Below are 22,477 nucleotides of genomic sequence, written 5' to 3' on the forward strand. Positions count from 1 at the left end.
CTCGTACCCGAATCCGAACCCGCCGCAGTCTCGAGCGTGCCGCGGGCGTATTCGTTCCGATCGATTTATCAGTGATAGTTCGGTATCACCGACGATGGATAGTCAGGGCCCGTCTAACGTCCTCTTCGTCGTGCTCGATACGGTCCGAAAGGACCATCTGACGCCCTACGGGTACGACCGGCCGACGACGCCGTCACTGGAATCGTTTGCCGCGGAAGCGACCGTCTTCGAGTCGGCCGTCGCGCCGGCACCGTGGACGTTGCCGGTGCACGCGTCGATGTTCACCGGGCTCTATCCCTCCCAGCACGGGGCCGACCAGGGGAGTCCGTACCTCGACGACGCTGGGACGCTCGCGTCGGTCCTGTCGGCAGCCGGCTACGACACGGCGTGTTACTCCTCGAACGCGTGGATCACGCCGTACACGAATCTCACCCGCGGATTCGACGACCACGACACGTTCTTCGAGGTCATGCCCGGCGACTTCCTCTCGGGTCCGCTCTCGAGGGCGTGGCAACTCGTCAACGACAACGAGTCCCTTCGGAACCTGGCCTCCCGGGTCGTCCGGATCGGAGCGAAAGCACACGCTCGACTCGCCAGCGACGACGGTGCGGATTCGAAGACGCCGGCCGTCGTCGACCGGACGAAGTCGTTCATCGAGGGAAGCCAGAGTGACGACGGCTGGTTCGCGTTCGTCAACCTGATGGACGCCCACCTGCCGTATCACCCGCCCGAGGAGTACCGATCCCGGTTCGCACCCGACGTCGACCCATCGGACGTCTGCCAGAACTCGAAAGAGTACAACTCCGGCGCTCGCGAAATCGACGACGACGAGTGGGCGGACATACGCGGACTCTACGACGCCGAGATCGCACACATCGACGCCGAACTCGGTCGCCTGTTCGAGTGGCTCAAGGCGACCGACCGCTGGGACGACACGACCGTCGTCGTCTGTGCCGATCACGGCGAACTGCACGCCGAACACGACCTCTACGGACACGAGTTCGCCCTCTACGACGAACTGATCAACGTCCCGCTGCTGGTCAAACACCCCGCACTCGAGGGCGACCGACGAACCGACCTCGTCGAACTGGTCGACCTCTATCACACGACGCTCGACGCTCTCGAGGTCGACCCCACCAGGACCGACGCCGTCGCCTGCGACCCGACGCGGTCGCTGCTCTCGAGTTCCTACCGCGAGTTCGACGACGTCGCCGACCCGGATCCCGGACAGCGAGCCGTCCGCGACGGTGAGGACGACTACGCGTTCGTCGAGTACTCTCGGCCGGTCATCGAACTGCACCACCTAGAGGAGAAGGCGGCCGATGCCGGGATCGACCTGCCGGACGACCATCGGGGCTACTCCCGACTGCGCGCCGCTCGCAGCACGGATGCCAAGTACGTTCGCGCGGACGTGATCGACGACGAAGGATTCAGACTCGACGTCGACCCCGCCGAGCAGTCGCCGCTCGAGGCGGCCGACGACGAGGCGGTCGCGGCGGCCGAGCGCGCGCTCGCGGCGTTCGAAGACGCGGCCGGTGGCGCGTGGACGACGCCGGACGTCGACGACGCCGATCCCGACGAGGCACTCGCCGACGCCGACGAGGAGATCCAGGAGCGCCTCCGGGACCTGGGGTACATGGAGTGACCTGCACCGATCTGAACACTTAAGGGCGACAACCGATAACAACGCTGCCGATGATCCCGCTCCAGGTCGATCGAATGCCCGAGTGGCTCACGTCGATGCTCGACTCGGAACTCGGCCTGGCAGTGCTGTTTGGCATCTGCATCCTCGAGGGCGCGATGCTGTTGCGCTTCATGCCGAGCGAACTCGTGGTGCCGGGGGCGCTCTTGCTGATCGGCTCGTCGCTTCCCGAGGTCGCCGCCATCGTCGCCATCGCGGTCGTCGGCACGACCGTCGGGCAGTTGCTCCTGTTTTTCGTCGTCCGACGCGGCGGCCGCGAGTACGTCCTCCAGTCGCGCTGGCTTCGCCTCTCGGAGTCGCGACTCGATCGGTTCGACGGCTGGTTCGACCGCTGGGGCGTGATCGCGGTCCCGGTGAGCAACACCTTGCTGTTCGTCCGCGGCCTGCTTACTATCCCCGCCGGACTGTCGACGATGGACCCGCGGACGTTCGTCGTCCTGTCGGCGCTCGGATCGCTCTCCTTCCAGTCGATTCTCGCGGTGCTGTACGTCCTCGGCGGACACCTGCTCGTCTAGCCGAGCAGGTTGTTGAGCGACATCGCGACGAACAGGAGGAGCACGATCTCGTTGACGATCCACGAGTGTGAGTTCATCCACGCTCGCACCTTCGGGAGGAAGGTTTCCGCGCGCTTGCCGAACGCGACCAGGGCAAGCGACGGGAGCGCCAGGGCCAAGAGCGTGAGCAGGATAAACGGGACGGCGTCCGTCCACGGGGCGTTACGGGCCGCCAGGTACGAGCCGACGGCGACCGAGGTGAGGATGTCGGTCGGGAAAAACCCCATGAGGAGAAAGCCGAGCCGAAACGAGAATCGCGGCGTCGCGGTCTCGAGTTTCCCCATCCACCGCGGTGGTTCCGCCTCCTCTCTCGTCTGATACGTATGCACCATCGCGAGCAAAAGCGCGACGAGGACGATCGTGCTGACCGTCGTGTTCGGTTCGCCCTGTTCGGTCGCACTGGCGCTGAATACGTAGGCGACCGTGACGACGAGCGGGATCGAGATGGCCGCACCACCGACGAACGCGGCGGAGTTTCGTCGCCAGTTCTCGCTCGTCGCGAGGAAGATGGCGCTGAGGATCTGGGGGCCCCCGATCATCACGAACACCAGCGGCAACACCTCGAGGAACTTCATGGCTCACCTACCCCGGGACCGCCGTTCGGGTGCCGGACAGGAATCGACCCGGCTAATTCCGTCGATTCCGTCCCCCCGGTGGAGGGGCGGCGTCCGTCTCCTCGCGTGGGTGTGACCTTGGGTGACATACTCCAACTCGAGTTCCGGTTTCGACTGTCAACCGCTAGTCAGACGCAAAACGGGTTAAAGCTTGGCCGGATGGCCGGTTCCTCTCCGGCGTCGAATCGTCCGAGCGTCACTCGCCGACTCGCCGACGCCGCGTTCGCATCGGCGTCCGGCATCGGACTGACCGGATGGCACCACGCTCGAGGGTCGCGAGCGGGCGACCCGATCACTCGTCGTCCTGGCGGTACACCGGCGTTCGAAACCGAACCCCGGCGGCGGCCAGCCCCCACTTGACCTCGAGTGTGGCCCACGCGAGGCCGGTCAGTCCGATCCCGATGGCGGCAGCGAACTCCGACGCACCCATCCACACCGGGCTGACGTAGACGGCGGCGTTGGTGAGGCGGTGGGGCAGGAGGTCCCTGGCGAGCGATCGGAGCGTCCCGATCGGCAGGAGGCTACGCTCGTCGTTCGCGTTACCTGCGCCGACAGTTCGCGACTCGAGTCCGAGTTGCGCCGCGCTCTGCCCACCCGTGCTCTCGTCGCCGGTCTCGAGGCGTTCGACGTCGTAGGGGTGTGACACCGGCACCTCCCAGACGATATCGCCGTCGGGATCGATCTCGAGGATCCGTTCGCCGTGCGTGTCGGCGACGAGGGTGTTGCCGCCGGGCAGGCGGTCGGCGTCGCGGGGCCACTCCATCCGTGCGTCGGTCCACTCCCAGGTTCGGTTCCACTCGCCGTCCTCGCGCTGGAACTCCTGGACGCGGTCGTTCTCCGAGTCGGCGACGAGTACGGCTGGACCGCCCTCGTCTTCCGGGATGTAGTCCGGATTGTGCTGCTCGTACAGGACGTCGTAGTCGTCCTCGGCACCCAGGGTCCACTCCTCGAGCAGGCCCTCGTCTCGGTCGAGGAAGACGACCTGGTCCTGGTTTCGCAGGCTGACCACGATCCGTCCCGCCTGCTCTCCGCGCTCGACGTACTCGACGTCGTTGATGTGTGCCCAGTTGGTCGGGTACGCGCCGCCTCCATCGACGGGGAACTCGCTCTGGGCGTCCCAGAGCCACTCGACGAGTTCCGTCTCGGTGTCGACGACGAACACCTGATCTGCGACGATGTCGGCGACGACGATGTGGGTGTCGTCGATGCGATCCACGTCGTGCCACTCGCCGGATTTCTCCCGGTGGTCGTAGCGGGCGTAGATCTCCTCGGTCTCGCCGGTCGAGAGGTTGACCCGTTCGACGACGTTGCGCGTACACGGCGGCGTTCGACAGGTCGGTCCCTCTGTGTGGATCGTGTCGGTTGCGGCGTACTCGACGGTCGTCGCCTCGCTGTCGACGGGGTCGACGTCGAAGTACTTCGTGTGACTGCTGTCGTAGTACTCGAGGCTGCCGTCCGGCGCGTAGGCGACGATCGTCCCGTACCGGCCCGACTCGGTGACGACCGTGTGGCCGTCTCGAGGCTCCGCCCTGGGGACGTCCGCCTCACTCGCGGTCGAGCGGCCGTGAGCCGACCCGTAGGCGATGACGGCACTCGACAGCACGACGACGATCACGAAGGTGGCCCGGAGGCGGTTTCGGGTGAGAACCGAGCGGACGTTCACGATATCATCACCCGCGCGCGCAGTGGAGAACGTGACATGTCTCGAGGACCTACCTGCGCCGTTCTACGGGAAGCGTCATATGCTCTTGGCACCGCCGGCCGCGTTTGCCCGCTCTCGCAGTTGAACCCCTTTTGATCGGTCTTACTGACGGATGCTGGATCCACGCGTACTCGTCACCGGCGTCGCTGGCTTTATCGGATCGAACCTCGCCAACGAGTTGGCCGAGCGCAACGAGGTCGTCGCGGTCGACGACTGTCACCTCGACACACCGAAGATTCTCTCTCCCGACGTCGAGTTCGTCGAGGCGAGCGTCCTCGACGAGGACCTCCCGACGGACGTCGACGTCGTCTTCCACCTCGCGGCACTTTCCTCGTACGCGATGCACGAGGAAACTCCCCGTCGTGGCGTGTGTCAACGTCGTCGAACAGGCCCGCAAGGATGGGTGTGACACGGTCGTCTACGCCGACTCGACGCGACGACACGCACGCTGGACGTTACGCCGTCGTTCTCGCATCGGAAGGCATATGTCTCTTTGATCGAATTTTGTGACGACTGATGCAGGACCAGCGTTTCCTCGAGTCCGATTGGGATTACTGCGTGGTGCTGGACGCGTGTCGTTACGACGTCTTCAGCGAGCTTTACGACGAGTATCTCGACGGTACTCTCGAAAAGCGCTGGAGCACCGGTTCGTCCACCCCGGAGTGGGCCTACCGGACGTTCACCGGTGACCACGACCTCGCGTACTTCTCGTCGAACCCCTTCATCAACAGCCTCGGCATCCCGCTGAACGAACTGAAGTGGGGTGCAAGCTGTGACTACGAGTGGTCTGCGACAGACCACATAAGCCAGGTTTTCGACGTGTGGAAACACGGCTGGGACGACGACCTCGGGACGGTCCCGCCCGAGAGCCTCGCGGAGTCGTTTCACGACCACCGAGACGCCGTCGAGCGTGCCGAGCGGACCGTCATCCACTACATGCAACCGCACGCTCCCTACCTCGCTCGAGGCAAGGGCCAGAAGTTAAAACAGATCCGCAAGGGGATCCGTCGTCAGGAGGAAGCCGAAGAGAGCAACGAGGACGGCGGCTTGCTCTCGTCGGTCGGCGACACCGTTCGACCGCGCGTCGAGAGCGCCCTCGAGGACAGCGAGGTCGCACAGAAGGCCGGCCTGTGGCTCGAACTCGACCCCGGCACCCTCCTGCGCGACGGCACGCGTGAGGCGGCGCTTGCGTACTACGAGGAGAACCTCCGGATCGCCCTCGAGTCCGTCGTGGACCTGATCGACGAACTCGACGGCACCGTCGTCGTCACCGCGGACCACGGCGAGGCGTTCGGCGAGGAAGGCGTCTGGGAACACCACATCGAGACACACATCCCTGCGCTGATGGAGGTCCCGTGGCTCGAAGTGCAGTAGGACTCGAGGCGGGTTCTACCACACGATGCATCGCTGGAACGGGAGAGCGGTCCGGACGCGTATCGACGACGATGATCGGCTGTCGTGGCCCGAATCGACCGCACGCGACTCGAGGTCAGCAGCGACGTCCCGACGCTGGTCGCCGACGTCGCACTCGTCTCGGTGACGACGCCTATATGAGTCACGATGTCGCACATCGCCTCGCCCTCGAAACTCGCCAAAAATCGTCGTCTCGAGCCGTTCACACGTTCGGGAGGGAAAAATTGATAACCGTCCCATCTAACCGCCAACCATACCGATCAGAATGAGGACCAGTCACTATTTTGAGTTCGAAGACGTGGTGACAGGGGGGGTCCGGGAGTCGGTGAAACACCAGCGAAAGATGTTAGAAGAGCGGGGGATCGAGTACACCGTCGAGCCCGATCTCGACGCCGACGTTCTGCATCTGAATCTCATGGGTCCTCGGTCGATCTACTACGCAAAGCGCGCGAAGCGTCGCGACGTTCCGGTCGTGATCCACACTCACGTGACCGCCGAGGACTTCGGCGACAGCTTTCGATTTACGAACCTGCTCGCCAAACCCCTGCGGCCGTATCTCGAGACGGCCTACAGTCTCGGCGACGCGCTGGTCTGTCCCTCGGAGTACAACCGAGAACTCATCGAGACGTACTCCGATGCGAAGACGACCGTCATCTCGAACGGCGTCGACCGGGAGAAACTCGAGGGCTTCGAGACGCTCACAGAGGAGTACCGAAAGCGGTACGACCTGACGCCGCCGGTCGTCTTCCTCGTCGGGCACGTGATCAAGCGAAAGGGGCTTCGCGAGTTCGTCGAGACGGCCCGCCGGATGCCCGAACTGGACTTCGTCTGGTTCGGTCCACTCGACCTCTCGCTGAAGGGACGAGAGACGACGAAACTCATCGAGGAGTCGCCGGACAACTGCACGTTCACGGGCTTTGTCGACGATATCCGTGGCGCGTACGCCGCCGGAGACATCTTCTTCTTCCCAACACACGAGGAGAACGAAGGAATCGCACTGCTCGAGGCGATGAGCACCGGGACGCCGGTCGTCGTCAGGGACATCGACACGTTCGCGTGGCTCGAGGACGGACACGACTGCCTGAAGTCAGACGGGACGTTCGACGAACAGCTCGCGCGGCTCACAGACGAGACGGTACGAGAGCGACTCGGCGAGAACGCGTTACAGACCAGCGAACAGTTCTCGCTCTCGAATACGGCAGATCAGTTGCACTCGCTGTACACGGGGTTGACCTGATATGAAAGTCGGATTCTTCACGGACAGCTACTTCCCGGAGATCGACGGGGTAACGTACACGATCAAACACTGGCGGGAACGACTCGAGCGAAACGGTCACGAGGTCTACGTCGTCTATCCCGACGGCGACTACGAACCAGGGGAGCGGGAGATCCCCGTCAGTTCGGTCCCGAACCCGTTTTACAGCGGCTACCGGATCCCGCTTTTCAAACGCCTCTCGGCGCTTCCCGACCTCGATCTCGTCCACTGTCACGGGCCAGCACCGGTCGGCATCCTCGGGCGGTACTACGCCTGGAAGCGCGACGTTCCGGCGATCTACACGCACCATACCCCGCTCGAGGAGTACTTCCCACAGAGTGTCAAGTCGCGACGGCTGGCGTCGCTTCTGACTCGGCTCTACCTCCCCTGGGAGAACACGCTCCTGGGGAGTTTCGACGCCGTCACCGCCTCGACCGAACGGATCGACCGCGAGGTCGACCCCGTCAAACTCCCCGTCGGGATCGACATGGAGTTCTTCCAGCCGACCGACGAGGAGTGGTACCCGGACCGGACGGTGATCGGGTACAGCGGCCGAATCAGCGGCGAGAAGAACGTCGACGAGATCGTCGCGGTCGCCGAACGGCTGTCCGAGTACGAGTTCGTCGTCGTCGGCGAAGGCCCCGCCCGTCGATCGCTCGAATGTGACGCCCCCGACAACGTCGAGTTCCTCGATTTCCTGCCGCGAGAGGAGCTTCCCGTCTTCTACTCGTCGATCGACGCGTTCGTCACCGCCTCGACCGGCGACACGTTGGGTCTGTCGACGCTCGAGGCCAACGCCTGTGGCACGCCCGTTGCGGCCGCCGACGTCCCGCCGTTTACGGACACGATCGGGCCGGAAAACGGCGCGCGCTTCGGATACGGGGACCGCGACGACATGGCCGAGACGATCGAGACCTGCCTCGAGACGGACTGGGACACGAGAGCCGCCGTCGAGACGTACTCGATCCAGCACACGCTCGAGCAACTCGAGAGCCTCTACCGGGAGGTCACGCTCTCGACCGACGGGACGTACGCCGAGACGACCCAGCGGTGGAAACTTCCCGAACGCGATCGCGGATAGCGACGAGCGCCTAGTAGCCGTCGAAGGCGAACGTCCGGAGACCGAACTCCGCGGCGCGCTCGCGGGAGATGGTCGCGTCCCGATAGCCGATCTCCCCGTCCTCGAGTACCGTCAGCACGTCGCCGACGGAGAGCGCGAACCCGAGGTCGTGGGTCGCGACGACGACCGTGATCCCCTCGCGTCGCAACGCGTCGATCACAGCACTGATCGTCGAACAGCCGTCGCCGTCGAGCCCGAGCGTCGGTTCGTCGAACAGCAGGTAGTCGGGGTCCATCGCCAGCACGCCTGCGAGCGAGACGCGCTTTTTCTCGCCACCGCTCAACGTGGTACACAGCCGGTCGTCGAACCCGGACAGTCCGACCGTCTCGAGTGCCTCTTGAGTTCGTCGGGCAGCGTCGACGCCGACGTTCTCGGGTCCGAACGCGACGTCCTGGCCCACGGTCGGCGCGACGAGCTGGTCGTCGGGGTTCTGGAAGACGTAGCCTACCTTCGTCCGGAGGTCGCGGAGGCTCGCGTCGTCGTAGGTCACGCGCTCGTCGTCGACGTAGACTGCGCCGCCGTCGGGTTCGACGAGTCCGTTGAGGTGTTTGAGTAGCGTCGACTTGCCGGCCCCGTTCCGTCCGAGCAGCATCGTCACCTCGCCGCCTGCGGCACGGAAGTCGACGCCACGCAGGACCGGCTCGCCCTCGTAGGCGAACTCGAGGTCGGTCGTCTCGATCGTCACAGTACCACCGTCGCAATCAGCACGCCGAGGACGACGGCCGCGGGAGCGTACCCCTCGTTCGCCCGCTCGACGGTCGGCATCCGCCCGTCGTAACACCGCGCACGCATCGCCTCGTCGACGCGTTCGGCGCGCTCGAGCGACCCCACGAGCAACGAGCCGGCGACGAGCTTCGTGGTTCGGACCTGCGTTCGCCGGTCGACGTACCCGAGTCGGGCGGCGGCGGCGGTTCGTAGCCGGTCGGCTTCGGCGAGCAGAATCTGGATTCCGCGGTAGACGAAAAGCGACAGGTCGACCACGAACGCGGGCACGCGGAGCCGTCGGAGGGCCGCGAACAGCTCCGGGACGGGCGTGCTGAGCACGAGGAAGGCCATCACCGACAGCGCAGCGACCGAGCGCAACCCCGTCGTCGCGGCGGTCTCGACGGCCTCTGCCGTCACCTCGAGGAGCCAGACGCGAACGACGACGGTCTCGCCGCCGGTGACGGCGAGGATCACGACCAGACTCGGCACCAGAAAGGCCACGGGCGGACCGAGCAGACGCAGGTAGTGACGTCCGGCGGCGTCGAGTGCGAGCGCCGAAAACAGCGCGAGCGCGCCGAGTCGCGTCGCCTCGTTCGGGCTCGCGACGACCAGCGCCAGTGCGAGCAGCGACACGTAGACTTTCAGCGGGCCGTCGATCGCGGGCCTCGAGGCGACCTGCACCGACTCAAGCGTTTGATGCATTCCGGTTTCGTCCGAACGCGCCCACGTAGTAGCCGATGACCGCCCCGCCGAGCCCTGCCTGCAGGCTAAACAGGAGACTCTCGATCTCGCCGCTCGGCGGCGTCCAGATCGGGGAGAGCCACGGCTCGTACTCCGGTGCGACCTCGCCGATCGTTTCCTCGGCCTCGCCGTCGGCACCGCCCCACGCTCCCGGGACGACCCCCGTGATCGCGACCAGGGCGACCAGCAAGACGACGCCGACGAGGATCGCTCGGTTCACGCTGACACCCTCAGTCGCGTCCGAACGTCCGCTTTCACCTCGACCAGATAGCCGATCAGACCCGCGGCGATCCCCCCCTCGACGAGGCCGATCGGGACCTGCGTCACGGCGAAGACGGCCGCGAACCCGGCCATCGCCGAGACGACCCCCTCGAGGCCGCCGCCTGCCGGAAAGGCCATCGCGAGCTGGGCGGACGTCACGAGGTAGGTGACCCAGTTCGTGACGACCGTCGCGGCGAACGTCGACCCCTCGAGACCCGCGTACCGTCGCGTAAACCGGTAGGTGAGCCACCCGACGAACGGGCCGACGATCCCCATCGCGGCGACGTTCGCCCCGAGCGTCGAGATGCCGCCGTGGGCGAGCAACAGCGACTGATAGAGGAGGACGATCGTCGAGAGAAACGCCGTGACGGCCGGACCGAACAGGACGACCGCGACGCCGGTTCCCGTCGGGTGGGACGTGCTCCCCGTCACCGAGGGAATCTTCAGCGCCGAGAAGACGAACACGAACGCCCCGGCGATCGCGACGAGCGCGATGCGACTCGAGTCTTCACGGACCATCTTCGCGGTTCTGTACGCGCCGAACGCGACGACCGGCGCGGCGACGAGATACCAGGCCGCCGCCCAGAACGGCGGCAGGAATCCTTCCATGATGTGCATCTTCGTTTGACACCGATCGTGACTATTTTCGAGGGTGGTAAAACAATTACGATTGTATTATAACAATAGTGCTTGTCCTCGACTCGTGATGCGCTCGACAGCTTCGAGGTCGCCGAGTACACCCTCCGTCGCTCGAGCGACGGTCTCGCCACCGATCGCTCGTCGTTTCGGGGCGACGCCGTACGCGCTATCGGTGCTCGACGAGGGGGTACTCGAGTCGGATTCGCCGTCGAACGCGTTCGAACGTAGGACCGTCACGAACGCGACGGCTACACCTCTTTGTGGGTGGCCGTCGGCAGGATCGAGCGCACTATGGGTGACATCGACGTTGCAATCGGCGTCGACGCAGACTGCGTCGCCGGCTGGCTCGGCTCGTACGGCGGCGCGGACTCCCCCGCGGACCTCTCTCGAGGGCTGTCCGCCGGCAACGAGGGCATCCCCCGGATGCTCGAACTCTTCGAGAGCGAGGGCGTTTCGACGTCGTGGTACGTCCCCGGTCACACGATCGAGACGTTTCGCGACGAGATCGAGGCGGTCGCGGCCGCCGGCCACGAACTCGGCGTCCACGGTTACTCACACGAGAACCCGACCGACCTCTCGCGGGAACAGGAAGACGAAATCCTCGAGGTATCGATCGACCTGATCGAGGACGTCACGGGATCGGAACCGGTCGGCCACCGCGCCAGCTGGTGGGAGTTCAGCGAGCACACGCCGGAACTCGTCGAGAAACACGGCTTCCTCTACGACAGCAGCCTGATGGAACGCCAGTTCGAACCGGGCTGGATGCGAAAAGGCGACAGCTGGGAGAAGATCCGCTACGACGAAGCACCCGAGACGTGGATGGAGCCGTACCAGTACGGCGAGGAAACCGACGTCGTCGAGATCCCGATCAGCTGGTATCGCGACGACATCCCGCCGATGCTGTTCATCAAACAGCCGATCTACCACGCGGGGTACAAAGACCCCGAGATGATGTACGAGCAGTACTACAAGCGCCAGTTCGACTTCCTGTACGACCGACGCGGGGCCGGCGTCTACACCTTCACCATCCACCCGGACATCCACGGCCTGCCGCACATGATCCCGCTGCTCGAGGAGTTCATCCGGTACGTCGAGGGCCACGAACGGGCGCAGTTCACCACGCTCGAGGAGATCGCCCGGAAGTACGAGGACGACCCGTCGGTTTACGAGAGCGAGAGCGACTACGTCTGATACGGACGACTGTGGCTGTGTGCCAGGCAGCCGTAAACCGTCTTCGCAGATGCCCCGGAAATGACCCGTAACCATCGTTCTGAGCGGTAATCCACCGCTCGAGAGCCCCGCTTAGAACGACTCGACGTGCGGTCTGAGGTCCAGCTCGAGTGTCCACGAACTTCGGTCCTGTTCGACGAGGTGCCAGTAGCTCTCGGCGATCTCGTCGGGATCGAGGTACTCCGCGGGGTCGTCGACGTCCGTCCCTGGCGGCAGGATCTGGCCGTCGATCACGACGTGGGCGACGTGAATCCCGTCGGGGCCGAGTTCTCGAGCCATCGACTCGGCCATGCCCCGGACCGCGAACTTCGCCGCCGAGAACCCGAGCGCCCCACCGCGGCCGCGCACCGCCGAGGTCGCGCCGGTGAAGATGACCGTCCCGCCGTCGCCCTCGAGCATGTCGGGGACCGCCGCTCGAGCACAGAGGAAGCCGCCGCGCGGGCCGACCGCCATCGCCGACTCGAACTCGTCGACGTCCAGTTCCAGCAGTCCCTTCCACGAGCCCCCGCTTGCGTGGTTGACGAGGACGTCGACCGGGCCGAGTTCGTCGTGGACCCGCTCGAAGGCGGCCTCGACCTCGCCCGGATCGGTGACGTCCGCCGGGATCGGAACTCCCGACCCGGCGGTCGCCTCGAGTTCCGTCGCGAGCGCTTCGACGGACGATTCCGTCCGGGCGAGAAGCGCCACGTCACAGCCCTCTCGTGCGAATTTGCGTGCGATCGAGGCCCCCAGACCGGGGCCGACGCCGGCGACGACGGCCGTTCGGCTCATACCCGCGTTTCGCGTCGAAGACGCAAATTCCTGGGGGTTACGCCACGTCCTCGAGGACCTCCTCGGCGAACACGGAAAGCGCGCGTTCGGGGTCGTCGTCCTCCAGGCTGACGAGTACGTGATCGACCCCCAGGTCGTCGAGGTCCTGGAAGTACTCGCGGAACCACTCGCTTCCGGCGCGAAAGCCCTGGTGGATCGGCTCGGGGTCGGCCCGCGGGTCGTCGGCGAACGCGACGCGAACGACCATCGCGAACGGTGCGTCCCCGGCCGCGTCGCGCCAGTCGTCGAGGTACGTCTGGAGCGTGTTACGCGGGAGCTGGTAGAACAGCCAGCCGTCGCCGTGGTCGGCGATCCACTCGACCGTCTGTCGGGCGTGGCCGGTCGGCAACAGCGGCACGGCGTCGGTCGTCGGCTTCGGGACGAGCTCGAGGTCGCCGTCCAGTCGGCCCCACCGCGACTCGATCTCGGGGAACTCCTCGGTCCAGAGGGTCCGGAGCAGATCGACGCTCTCGCGAAAGCGCGCGCCGCGTTCCGACGGATCGACGCCGAACGCGGGGAACTCCGGATCGCGATCGCCCGACGCGACGCCGAGGACGAGCCGTCCATCGGAGAGCCGGTCGAGCGACGCCGCGGCTTTCGCGACGTGAATCGGATGGCGGAGCGTGAGCACGACGCTCGCGGTCCCGAGTGCGACCTCGTCGGTGTGTTCCGCGACGAGGGTGAGCCACGGCCAGACGTCGAACGTCTGTCCGGCGTCGCCGAACGACGGCCAGTACGTCGGCACGTCGCGTGCCCAGAGCGCGTCGAAGCCGAGTGACTCGGCGCGTGCCGCCAGCCGAAGCTCCTCGTCGACAGACGGTGTCGACTCGTTCGCGCCCGTGAGCGGAAATCCCGTTCCGAACGTGAGCCCGTCGCCGTCGAACAGCCGCCGGTAGCCGGCGTTCTCGTAGTCGATCATCGCCTCGAGTACGGGGACCGAGCCGTTTGCCGCTTGCGATCGAAACGACTCGTCGCGACGACACTCGAACCAATGTGTAATGGTAGTACCCAACCAAACAGGGATCTGATGTGACTGATTAGCTAATAAAACAAAAATATATTTATTAAAACGTGAGACGGCAACGGAACTTCATACGTTCGATGCCGACCGCTGCTGGCGCTTCCGGCACAAGGGCGGAGTGTCGTGCCCGTGAACGTGCTTCGAGCGGTTGGCCCTGCCAGTGTGGGGACTCGCTCGCACGAGATCGGCGATGACTGGACGAGGCGTCGTGCCCATCGCGCCAGACGAATTCTCGGCAGTCGGATTCCTTGTCCGTCGGTGCCGTCGTGCTGTCCACGGACAACGGGGTGATCGGCGTTTCTGTGAGCGTAGACCGGTCGTCTGTCTCGACACGACTTCGCCTCGATCTACTATATAAACTTACAATATATTTAATCATATCCGTATATATAGTTCTGTTGATTACTATCTGACGGTGGAGTGATAACGACCAGTGGGCTCGTCGCTCGCGTTCGACGCCCCGAATATTACGCACATAGTGATGTAAAGCAGTCGCCAGGAGACGAAACTGGTTGCTGGACGGACGACGGAAGCGGTGGCGAGGTCGGTCGTGTCGCCTCGAGGCGCTTTGTTGGCTTGCCTGGGCCGTCGAGACCGGTCGCGTTCTCTATTTGACAACGCGACCGTTACGAGTACTTGAGGTTGAGTTCGATGGCGTTGGCAGCGCTCTGGACCGTCTCGGTAATCTCGTCGTCTCGCAGCCGACTCGAGGGTGCCGAGATGCTGATCGATCCGCAGGCGGAGTCGTCGCCGGGTTTGATCGGTGCGGCGACCGATCGCAGTCCGACCAGGCGTTCTTCCTCGTGTGTCGCGTAGCCGCGGTCTCGAACCTGCTGGAGTTCGTCGAACAGTTCGTCGGGATCGGTGATCGTGTTCGGCGTCGCCTGGGGGAGTCCGTGCTGGTCGATGATCTCTCGGACGCGTTCTTCGGGCATGTACGCGAGGATCGCCTTTCCCTGTGCCGTGTAGTGGAGGTGCGTCCGGTGGCCGACGTACGTGTCCAACTCGACCGCCTGCTCGCCTTTCGATCGGTAGAGGTAGACGCCGATCCCGTCTTCCTCAACGAGCAGATTCGCGAGTTCGCCCGTCTTCTCGGCCATCTCCTTGACTTTCGGTTTGGCGGTTTTGTACAGTTTCATCTGGCTTCGAAGGTGGCCGCCGATCTCGAGGAACTTCAGGCCGAGACAGTACCGATCTCCGTTCTGTACGACGTACCCCTCCTCTTTGAGCGTCTGGAGGTGATTGTGGACTGCGCTCTTTCCCATGCCGACTTTCTCGCTGAGTTCCGTGACGCGACCACATTCGTCCTCTTTTAGCACCTCGATGAGCCGCAACGTTTTCTTCGTCGTCCCAACCGGGTGTTTCGCCTCGTTTGACATGTGGGTTCTGTTCACAACTTTCATCGTGCTCCTACAAATGTGTATCCCCGACGCCACAATCTGTTCTGAAATAGAGAACAAAGATGGCGCTTCGGTGTGGGCTCCCGTCTCTGTCAGACGTCATCATGCCCCGCACTCTGTGGCAATTTTTACCCCACTCGAGGTGCACGCACGTCCGTTCTCGTATAGAGAATTATCTCGTATTTGAATTACTATCTACGTTGTCGACGGTACTGTGGCGACGATTCGATCGAAGGCAGCGTCCGCCGAGCTTCGCGCACGCCCGATGACAACCCGCCGTTCCATCGAGTAGTTGCCCTCCCGGCTGGCCGCCTGCATCTTCGTTGCCCCGGCGGACTCGCAGGAGACAGTCGAGTCGTGGGCGTCGCTGCATACCGCTTTCGACACAAAGCTTAAGTGCTAATCAACCTCACGATACGTAGTAACACAGAACAATGAGGGTGATCCCCAATCACTAACTATGGATTCGTCATCGACAACCGGAAGTGTATCGGGTGCCACGCCTGCACCGTCGCGTGCAAGGCCGAACACGACGATCCGATCGGCGTCAACAAGACGTGGGTCAAGTACATCGAGAAAGGGGAGTTCCCGAACACGAATCGGAACTTCTCCGTGATGCGGTGTAACCACTGCGACGACTCGCCCTGTACCGACGTCTGTCCGGTGACGGCGCTGTGGGAACGCGAAGACGGCATCGTCGACTTCGACACGGAGCGGTGCATCGGCTGCAAGGCGTGCATGCAGGGGTGTCCGTACGACGCCCTGTACATCGATCCGGAGACGTCGACGGCGGCCAAGTGTAACTACTGCTCTCACCGCGTCGATTCGGGTCGCGAACCGGCCTGCGTCACGGTCTGCCCGGAAGACGCTATCGTCGCGGGCGACATGGAAGATCCCGACACCGAGATCACGCGAACCATCTCGAACCAGGAGGTGCAAGCGCGCAAGCCCGAGAAAGGGACCGAGCCCAAGCTGTTCTACGTCGACGGTGACGAGGGCAGCGTGACGCCGGGGACGACCGGCCGCGAAGAACACTACATGTGGAGCGACGCACCGACGCAAACGGAGGTGCAAGGCGGCGAGCGTGAGGACTTCGATCTCCAGCGTGCCGCCGAGTCGCTCGCGAACTCGGACGTGACGCTGTCTTCCTCGAGCGACGGCGAGGCTCGTGCCGACGGCGGCTGTGGCTGCGGTGGAAACTGCCGCTGTCAGTCCGACGGCGACGGCCGGGTCGCGTCCGACGGCGGCGTCGCCACGAGCGCAGACGCTGCGACGAGTTCCGGAGGCGGACACACTGCCGACTCGAGTTCCGGAAGCGTCACGCGGGCGTACGAACTTCTCCACGAGGAGGCACGCCGGGTCTACGACATCGGCGAGAGCCACTACCAGTCGTGGGGCTGGGAGGTGTACTCCTACACGTGGACGAAGTCCATCTCCGCGGGCGTCTTCCTCGTCCCCGCGTTGCTGATGGCGCTTGGCATCGTCGAACCGAGTGCGAGCCTGATCGGTGCCAGTTCGCTCGTCAGCATGGCATTCCTCGGGCTCACCGGCCTCCTGCTCATCGTCGACCTGGAGCAACCACAGCGGTTCCACTGGGTGCTGTTGCGCCCGAACTGGAACTCCTGGCTGGTCAAGGGGGCGTACATAATCACGGCCTACGGTGCCTATCTCGCGGTCGTCCTCGCGGGCTGGCTCCTCGAGCTCGGCTACGTCACGAATCCCGCCGTGTTGCTCGGCGGTGCCGCGCTGGCGACGGCGACAGCCGTCTACACGGCCTTCCTGTTCAGCCAGTCGAAAGGCCGTGACCTCTGGCAGAGCCCGGCGATGCCGCTGCACATGTTCGCACAGGCCGTCGTCGCAGGAGGTGCGGCTACGGCGCTGCTCGGGTTCGCCGGGTTCGACGGCCTCGCCGGCCCGTCGCGGCTGGCGCTCGCCGCCGGACTGCTGACCCACCTCGTGTTGATCGCCTCGGAGATCTTCACGCCCCACCAGACCGAGGACGCAGAGGAGGCGGCCGCCCGGATCGTTCGAGGCCGGTTCCGCACGGCGTTCTGGCTCGGTGGCATCGGCGTCGGCATCGTGCTGCCGCTTGCCGTTCTCGCGGCCGGCGGGAGCCTCCCGTTCGTTGCACTCGCCGGCGCGCTCGCGCTCGTCGGCCTGTTCGCCTTCGAGTACTGCTGGATAACCGCCCCGCAGACAATCTCACTCGCATAACCCATGGGACACGGATACGACCTCAGTCAGATCGAAAAAGTCGCCGAGAAGCTCGGCCTGCTGTCGAATCGTTCGGCGGAGACGACGAAACAACGCCAGGGCTCGAGCGGTCGCGTCACGCCCGCCTCGAGCAACGGTCACCTGGCCGACTACCCCGACCCCGCAGAGTGGCACAACTGGACGGAGTACGAGTCGAGCGGGGAGCCCCGCGAGTACTCGGTCGTGCCGACGGCCTGTTTCAACTGCGAGGCCGGCTGTGGCCTGTTGACGTACATCGACAAGGAGACCGGGAAGATCCGGAAGATCGAGGGGAACCCCGAACATCCAGGTAGTCGCGGTCGCAACTGCGCGAAGGGCCCGGCGACGATCAACCAGATTGAAGACCCACAGCGGATCCGCCACCCGCTCAAACGGGACGGACCGCGCGGCAGCGGCCAGTGGAAGCAGATCTCGTGGGACGAGGCACTCGAGGACATCGCCGGCGAGATGCGCGAGACGATCGAAGACGACCGCGAGAACGAGATCACGTACCACGTCGGCCGACCTGGCCACGAGGAGTACATGGACCGGGTCATCGACGCGTGGGGACTGGACGGTCACAACTCCCACACGAACATCTGCAGCGCGGGTGCCCGCACGGGCTACGCGCTGTGGCACAAGTACGACCGCCCGAGCCCCGACTTCTCGAACGCCGAGTTCATCCTGTTGCTGTCGGCACACCTCGAGTCGGGTCACTACTTCAACCCGCACGCCCAGCGCATCATGGAGGGAATGCAAGACGGTGCCGAACTGGCCGTGCTGGACCCGCGGCTCTCGAACACCGCCGCGATGTCGGACTACTGGCTGCCGACCCAGCCGGGCAGCGAGGCCGCCGTGTTGCTCGCGATGGCGAACGTGATCCTAGAGGAGGAGCTCTACGACGCCGAGTTCATGCGAAACTGGGTGAACTGGGAGCAGTTCCTCGACGAGAAACACCCGGACCGGCCGCGGACGTTCGACGAGTACCTCCGCGTGCTCTACGACACGTACGCGGAGTTCACACCCGAGTTCGCCGAAGCCGAGAGCGGCGTCGACGCCGCGGTGATCCGGAAGGTCGGCCGGAAGATCGGTACCGCCGGCTCGAGGTACGCGAGCCACATCTGGCGCAGCGCAGCGAGCGGGAACAAAGGCGGCTGGCAGGTTTCGCGGACGCTGCACTTCCTCTCCGTGCTGACGGGCAGCGTCGGCACGAAAGGCGGGACGTCACCGAACGCGTGGCACAAGTTCGACCCGCACCTGCCGAACGAACCGCCGCGCCAGCGGCTGTGGGACGAACTCCAGCTCCCGAAGGAGTATCCCTTCGCCCACTACGAGATGAGTCAGCTGCTGCCGTACTTCCTCAAGGAAGGGCGCGGCAAGATCAGCGTCTACTTCACGCGCGTGTTCAACCCCGTCTACACCTACCCCGACGGGTTCTCGTGGATCGAGGCACTGACCGACGAGGAGAAAGTCGGTATGCACGTCGCGCTCACGCCGACGTGGAACGAGACGGCGTACTTCGCCGACTACGTCCTGCCGATGGGACACAGCCCCGAACGCCACGACATCCAGAGCCAGGAGACCCACGCGGGGACGTGGGTCACCTACCGCCAGCCCGTCCTCCGGGAGTACGCCGAGCGCGAGGGCGAGGACGTCGAGCGAACCTACGAGGCCAACCCCGGCGAGGTGTGGGAGGAAGACGAGTTCTGGATCGACCTCTCCTGGCGCGTCGACGAAGACGGCGAACTCGGCATCCGCCAGTACTTCGAGAGCCCCTACCGCGACGGCGAGGGCGACGAGCCGGCGAAGATGACGATCGACGAGTACTACCGGTACGTCTTCGAACACGAGGAGGGTCTCCAGGACCTCGCCGAGGAGAAAGACACGACGCCCCTGGAGTACATGAAACACCACGGGGCGTTCCAGGCGTCGACGAACGACTACGAACTCTACGACGAACCGCTCGATCCGTCGGTGCTCGAGGAAGACGACGTCTACGTCGACCAGTACGGGACGATCCGACGCGTGCTAAGCGACGAGATCCGCGTCGAACTCGACGGCGGTGACGCACGCGATCGCGACGAGACGGGATCCGACGAGGATCGGGGCTACGACTACGACACCATCGAAATTTCGGAGGACGCCCAGTACGACTCCGAAGTGCTCGGCGTGATGGTCGACGGCGAACCGAAGCAGGGATTCCCGTCGCCGACGGGGAAACAGCAGTTCTACTCGAAGACGATGGCCGACTGGGGCTGGGACGACGAGCGGTACACGCTCCCCAACTACCTGAAGTCGCACGTCCACCCCGAGAACGTCGACTACGAGGACGGCGAGATGGTGCTGGTGCCGACGTTCCGGCTCCCGACCCAGATCCACTCCCGTTCGTCGAACAGCAAGTACCTCGAGGAGATCTCCCACAACAACCCGGTGTGGATCCACTCGAACGACGCAGAGCGGATGGGGCTCGAGACCGGCGACCTCGTCCGCGTCGAGACGGACATCGGCTACTACGTCAACGAGGTCTGGGTGACCGAATCCATCAAACCCGGCATCGTCGCCCAGAGCCACCACATGGGCCAGTGGAAGGTCGACCGCGAGGAGACCGACACCGACGTCGAGGAGGGCGGCGACCCGTACGGGAAAGTGACCGTCGACCTCGACAACGAGAACAGCATGTGGGGAATGCGCCAGGTGGAGGGCATCAAACCCTTCGAGAGCGACGATCCCGACAGCGAGCGCGTCTGGTGGACCGACGGCGGCGTCGCACAGAACCTCACGCACGCGCCCCACCCGGATCCCATCTCGGGCATGCACTGCTGGCACCAGAAGGTGACCGTCCGCCCGGCCGAAGACGACGACTACTACGGCGACGTCTACGTCGACACGGACCGGTCGATGGAGATCTACCGCGAGTGGCTCGAGGAGACGAAGCCGGCACCGGGGCCGAACGGGCTGCGCCGACCGAAGTGGCTCAAACGACCCATCTCCCCCCCGACCTCGCCCGGTGACGACGACGCCTGGTACGTCGACGGCCCGGTCGGTCGGCCAGAGCGGTGGGACGTCGAGTCCCAGTCGGCACGTCGCGACGACTGAGTCGGTGGCGACCTCGTTCGGTCCGTCGTCGCGGCGGTCTCGCCGTGAGCTTTTACCTGGCTGACGGCGATTTCTGTCACCGCGAAACACCCGCTTGCGGAGTAGACGACACTCTATCCTGCTACTGACGGCGAAAATTTTATCCCCTCTGTCATTGATGCATTAGTGTGGTATTCAATGCCATTGGACACGGACTCGATGGGCGACTGGCGTCGCCTCGATGATACGGTTTCGGCGGATCCGGACGGTGAACCCGACGTGACGTTCATGCACGTAAGCGACCTGCATGGACAGATGACCGAGGGACACCAGGTGTACTACAACAACCCGAAGTCACGGCCGGACTTCGAGTTCGACGGCGAGGACAAGGTCATTCGCAAGGGCGGTGGCATCCCTCGCCTCGCGGCGAAACTCGAGGAGGTACGCGACGCGTACGACGACGACGTCGTCACGTTGATGAGCGGGGACACCTTCCACGGGACGGCCGTCACGACGTACACGAACGGCAAGTCGATGCTCGAGCCGGTCAACGAGCACCTCCGTCCCGACTTCTACGTCCCCGGTAACTGGGACTACTCCAACGAGGCCGTCGAGGACGGCAACATGGTCGACATCATGGAGTCGCTGGACGCGACCGTCCTCGCCAACAACCTCCTAGAGTGGGATACGGAAGACCTCATCTTCGACCCGTACTCGCTGACGGAGGTAAACGGCCTGACGGTCGGCGTCGTGGGGATGACGAACGTCTACGTCGACCGCATGATGCCCCTGTTTTACACGGACAAGTACAAGTTCGCCAAACACCCCTCCTTGCTCGAGGAGTACGCGAGTATGGCGCGCGACGACGGTGCGGATATCGTCGTCGCGGTGAGCGAGATCGGGCTTCAGTGGAAAGTCCAGGCCGCCAAGGACATCGACAACATCGACGTCATGTTCAGCGCCCACACCCACGAGTACACGCACGAGCCCATCGTCGTCGAGGACACCAACACCCTCGTCGTCGAGTCGGGCATGGGCGACGGCCTCGGGCGGGTGGACATCCGTATTCGGGACGGCGAACCCGAGTTCCGGCACAACCTCTACTGTCTCGTCGAAGGCCACGAGTACACGCCGGAACCGGACCCGGCGGCCGAACGGACGGTCGAGGAGATCCGCGAGCCGTTCCTCGCCGAAGACGTCCACTTCGAACGCGGAAACGGCACGCTCGATCGGCCGATCGACACCGTCGTCGGCGAGACGAAAAAGCCCCTCTACCGGCAGTCGTTCCTCGAGAGCGCGTGGAACACGATGTACAACGACGCGCTGAAGGAGTACCTCGACGCCGACCTGGCGATCTCCCACGGATTCCGATACGGAGCGGCTATCCCGGAGGGCGAGATCACGATCGGGGACCTCTACACGTTCTTCCCGATGACTGCGCCGGTGGCGAAAGGTGACGCCTACGGCCAGCAGATCATGAACCACATGGAGGAGTTCCTCATCGACAACTTCACGCCCTACGTCTACGACCAGGAGGACGGTCGCGTGCGTAACTACTCCTCGAACGTCGAGGTCACCATCGATCCGACGGCGAAGCGGGGTCGCCGCCTCGTCGAGATGACGGTCGACGGCGAACCGATGGATCCGGACGAGTCGTACACCGTCGCGACCCTGAGGCGGCCGGGCGATCCGAAACGCGACCTCGGAAATTGCGGATTCCCGTTCCGGAACGTCGAGATCGAGCAAGGGACGATCCCCGTCGACGTCCTCGTCGACTACCTCGAGAACAACTCACCCGTCGACTACGAGGTCATGGACCTGGTGCAGACGCCGGAGGACGGCGGCGACGTCCAGAACACGCCCGCCGACGGGCCGTATCCGCACATCCAGCCAGGCGTCGACTACGCCAACGGCGAGGAGTACACGGAGACCTACCTCATCCCACAGGGGAACGTCTACCAGGAAGACGCCAGAAACCGGAAGCGATAGTCTCGCTTCGGCCC

Annotated in this window: 19 protein-coding genes and 1 pseudogene; 10 read left to right on the forward strand and 10 right to left on the reverse strand. The window is 64.6% G+C overall.

The window, feature by feature from the left end:
• Positions 1–94: 94 nt before the first annotated feature.
• Together MU558_RS09055 and MU558_RS09060 are read left to right on the forward strand one after the other, a co-directional pair.
• Complete coding sequence (locus MU558_RS09055; RefSeq protein ID WP_246974583.1) at positions 95–1,645, forward strand: sulfatase; 1,551 nt, start codon at positions 95–97, stop codon at positions 1,643–1,645.
• Between the two features lie 50 nt (positions 1,646–1,695).
• Positions 1,696–2,217 (forward strand): DedA family protein, encoded by a 522-nt coding sequence (locus tag MU558_RS09060; RefSeq protein WP_246974586.1) that lies wholly within the window; start codon positions 1,696–1,698, stop codon positions 2,215–2,217.
• On the opposite strand, the gene MU558_RS09065 is transcribed toward MU558_RS09060, so the two are convergent.
• Both MU558_RS09065 and MU558_RS09070 read right to left on the reverse strand, forming a co-directional pair.
• Positions 2,214–2,831, reverse strand: coding sequence for a GAP family protein (locus MU558_RS09065; protein ID WP_246974589.1), 618 nt, complete (start codon positions 2,829–2,831; stop codon positions 2,214–2,216). The two genes, MU558_RS09060 and MU558_RS09065, sit on opposite strands and share 4 nt — an antisense overlap.
• A gap of 331 nt (positions 2,832–3,162) precedes the next feature.
• Positions 3,163–4,533 (reverse strand): aryl-sulfate sulfotransferase, encoded by a 1,371-nt coding sequence (locus MU558_RS09070; RefSeq protein ID WP_377070959.1) that lies wholly within the window; start codon positions 4,531–4,533, stop codon positions 3,163–3,165.
• Positions 4,534–4,684: 151 nt separating this feature from the next.
• On the opposite strand from MU558_RS09070, the pseudogene MU558_RS09075 reads away from it, so the two are divergent.
• The 4 genes and pseudogenes from MU558_RS09075 to MU558_RS09090 form a co-directional block, all read left to right on the forward strand.
• Positions 4,685–5,006 (forward strand): annotated as a pseudogene (locus tag MU558_RS09075) (NAD-dependent epimerase/dehydratase family protein); the annotation flags it as partial.
• Between the two features lie 82 nt (positions 5,007–5,088).
• Positions 5,089–5,946 carry a hypothetical protein gene (locus MU558_RS09080; protein WP_246974592.1) on the forward strand — a complete coding sequence of 286 codons (858 nt, stop codon included), beginning with the start codon at positions 5,089–5,091 and terminating at the stop codon, positions 5,944–5,946.
• A 304-nt stretch (positions 5,947–6,250) separates the two neighbouring features.
• A complete protein-coding gene (locus MU558_RS09085) occupies positions 6,251–7,222 on the forward strand; it encodes a glycosyltransferase family 4 protein (protein WP_246974595.1) in 972 nt (323 codons plus the stop codon).
• A gap of 1 nt (position 7,223) precedes the next feature.
• Positions 7,224–8,321, forward strand: a complete 1,098-nt coding sequence (locus MU558_RS09090; protein WP_246974598.1) for a glycosyltransferase — start codon at positions 7,224–7,226, stop codon at positions 8,319–8,321.
• A gap of 10 nt (positions 8,322–8,331) precedes the next feature.
• Here MU558_RS09090 and MU558_RS09095 read toward each other — a convergent pair whose 3' ends face one another.
• The 5 genes from MU558_RS09095 to MU558_RS09115 are packed head-to-tail and all read right to left on the reverse strand — an operon-like array spanning position 8,332 to position 10,943.
• Positions 8,332–9,045 carry an energy-coupling factor ABC transporter ATP-binding protein gene (locus tag MU558_RS09095; RefSeq protein WP_246974601.1) on the reverse strand — a complete coding sequence of 238 codons (714 nt, stop codon included), beginning with the start codon at positions 9,043–9,045 and terminating at the stop codon, positions 8,332–8,334.
• Entirely contained in the window at positions 9,042–9,767 is a 726-nt protein-coding gene (gene cbiQ / locus MU558_RS09100) for a cobalt ECF transporter T component CbiQ (RefSeq protein ID WP_246974604.1), read from the reverse strand. The genes MU558_RS09095 and cbiQ overlap by 4 nt, the downstream gene beginning before the upstream one ends.
• Positions 9,751–10,026, reverse strand: coding sequence for an energy-coupling factor ABC transporter substrate-binding protein (locus tag MU558_RS09105; protein ID WP_246974606.1), 276 nt, complete (start codon positions 10,024–10,026; stop codon positions 9,751–9,753). Before MU558_RS09105 ends, cbiQ begins: the two co-directional genes overlap by 17 nt.
• Positions 10,023–10,685, reverse strand: coding sequence for an energy-coupling factor ABC transporter permease (locus tag MU558_RS09110; protein ID WP_246974609.1), 663 nt, complete (start codon positions 10,683–10,685; stop codon positions 10,023–10,025). The genes MU558_RS09105 and MU558_RS09110 overlap by 4 nt, the downstream gene beginning before the upstream one ends.
• Before the next feature lie 57 nt (positions 10,686–10,742).
• Positions 10,743–10,943 carry a hypothetical protein gene (locus MU558_RS09115; protein WP_246974613.1) on the reverse strand — a complete coding sequence of 67 codons (201 nt, stop codon included), beginning with the start codon at positions 10,941–10,943 and terminating at the stop codon, positions 10,743–10,745.
• Positions 10,944–10,997: 54 nt separating this feature from the next.
• On the opposite strand from MU558_RS09115, the gene MU558_RS09120 reads away from it, so the two are divergent.
• Positions 10,998–11,897: a polysaccharide deacetylase family protein gene (locus MU558_RS09120; RefSeq protein ID WP_246974624.1), complete on the forward strand. Its 900-nt coding sequence runs from the start codon at positions 10,998–11,000 to the stop codon at positions 11,895–11,897.
• Between the two features lie 111 nt (positions 11,898–12,008).
• Here MU558_RS09120 and MU558_RS09125 read toward each other — a convergent pair whose 3' ends face one another.
• From MU558_RS09125 to MU558_RS09135, 3 genes are all read right to left on the reverse strand, one after another.
• Positions 12,009–12,707, reverse strand: a complete 699-nt coding sequence (locus tag MU558_RS09125; protein ID WP_246974627.1) for an SDR family NAD(P)-dependent oxidoreductase — start codon at positions 12,705–12,707, stop codon at positions 12,009–12,011.
• Positions 12,708–12,744: 37 nt separating this feature from the next.
• Positions 12,745–13,665, reverse strand: coding sequence for a TIGR03571 family LLM class oxidoreductase (locus MU558_RS09130; RefSeq protein ID WP_246974630.1), 921 nt, complete (start codon positions 13,663–13,665; stop codon positions 12,745–12,747).
• 728 nt (positions 13,666–14,393) lie between these two features.
• Positions 14,394–15,146 (reverse strand): IclR family transcriptional regulator, encoded by a 753-nt coding sequence (locus MU558_RS09135; protein WP_246974633.1) that lies wholly within the window; start codon positions 15,144–15,146, stop codon positions 14,394–14,396.
• Between the two features lie 510 nt (positions 15,147–15,656).
• Here MU558_RS09135 and MU558_RS09140 point away from each other — a divergent pair.
• From MU558_RS09140 to MU558_RS09150, 3 genes are all read left to right on the forward strand, one after another.
• Complete coding sequence (locus MU558_RS09140; protein ID WP_322987049.1) at positions 15,657–17,381, forward strand: 4Fe-4S dicluster domain-containing protein; 1,725 nt, start codon at positions 15,657–15,659, stop codon at positions 17,379–17,381.
• 3 nt (positions 17,382–17,384) lie between these two features.
• Positions 17,385–20,495, forward strand: coding sequence for a molybdopterin-dependent oxidoreductase (locus tag MU558_RS09145; RefSeq protein WP_246974643.1), 3,111 nt, complete (start codon positions 17,385–17,387; stop codon positions 20,493–20,495).
• A 177-nt stretch (positions 20,496–20,672) separates the two neighbouring features.
• Positions 20,673–22,463, forward strand: coding sequence for a bifunctional metallophosphatase/5'-nucleotidase (locus tag MU558_RS09150; RefSeq protein WP_246974658.1), 1,791 nt, complete (start codon positions 20,673–20,675; stop codon positions 22,461–22,463).
• Positions 22,464–22,477: the final 14 nt, after the last annotated feature.

The sequence above is a fragment of the Natribaculum luteum genome (genome assembly GCF_023008545.1).
GTDB lineage: Archaea > Halobacteriota > Halobacteria > Halobacteriales > Natrialbaceae > Natribaculum > Natribaculum luteum.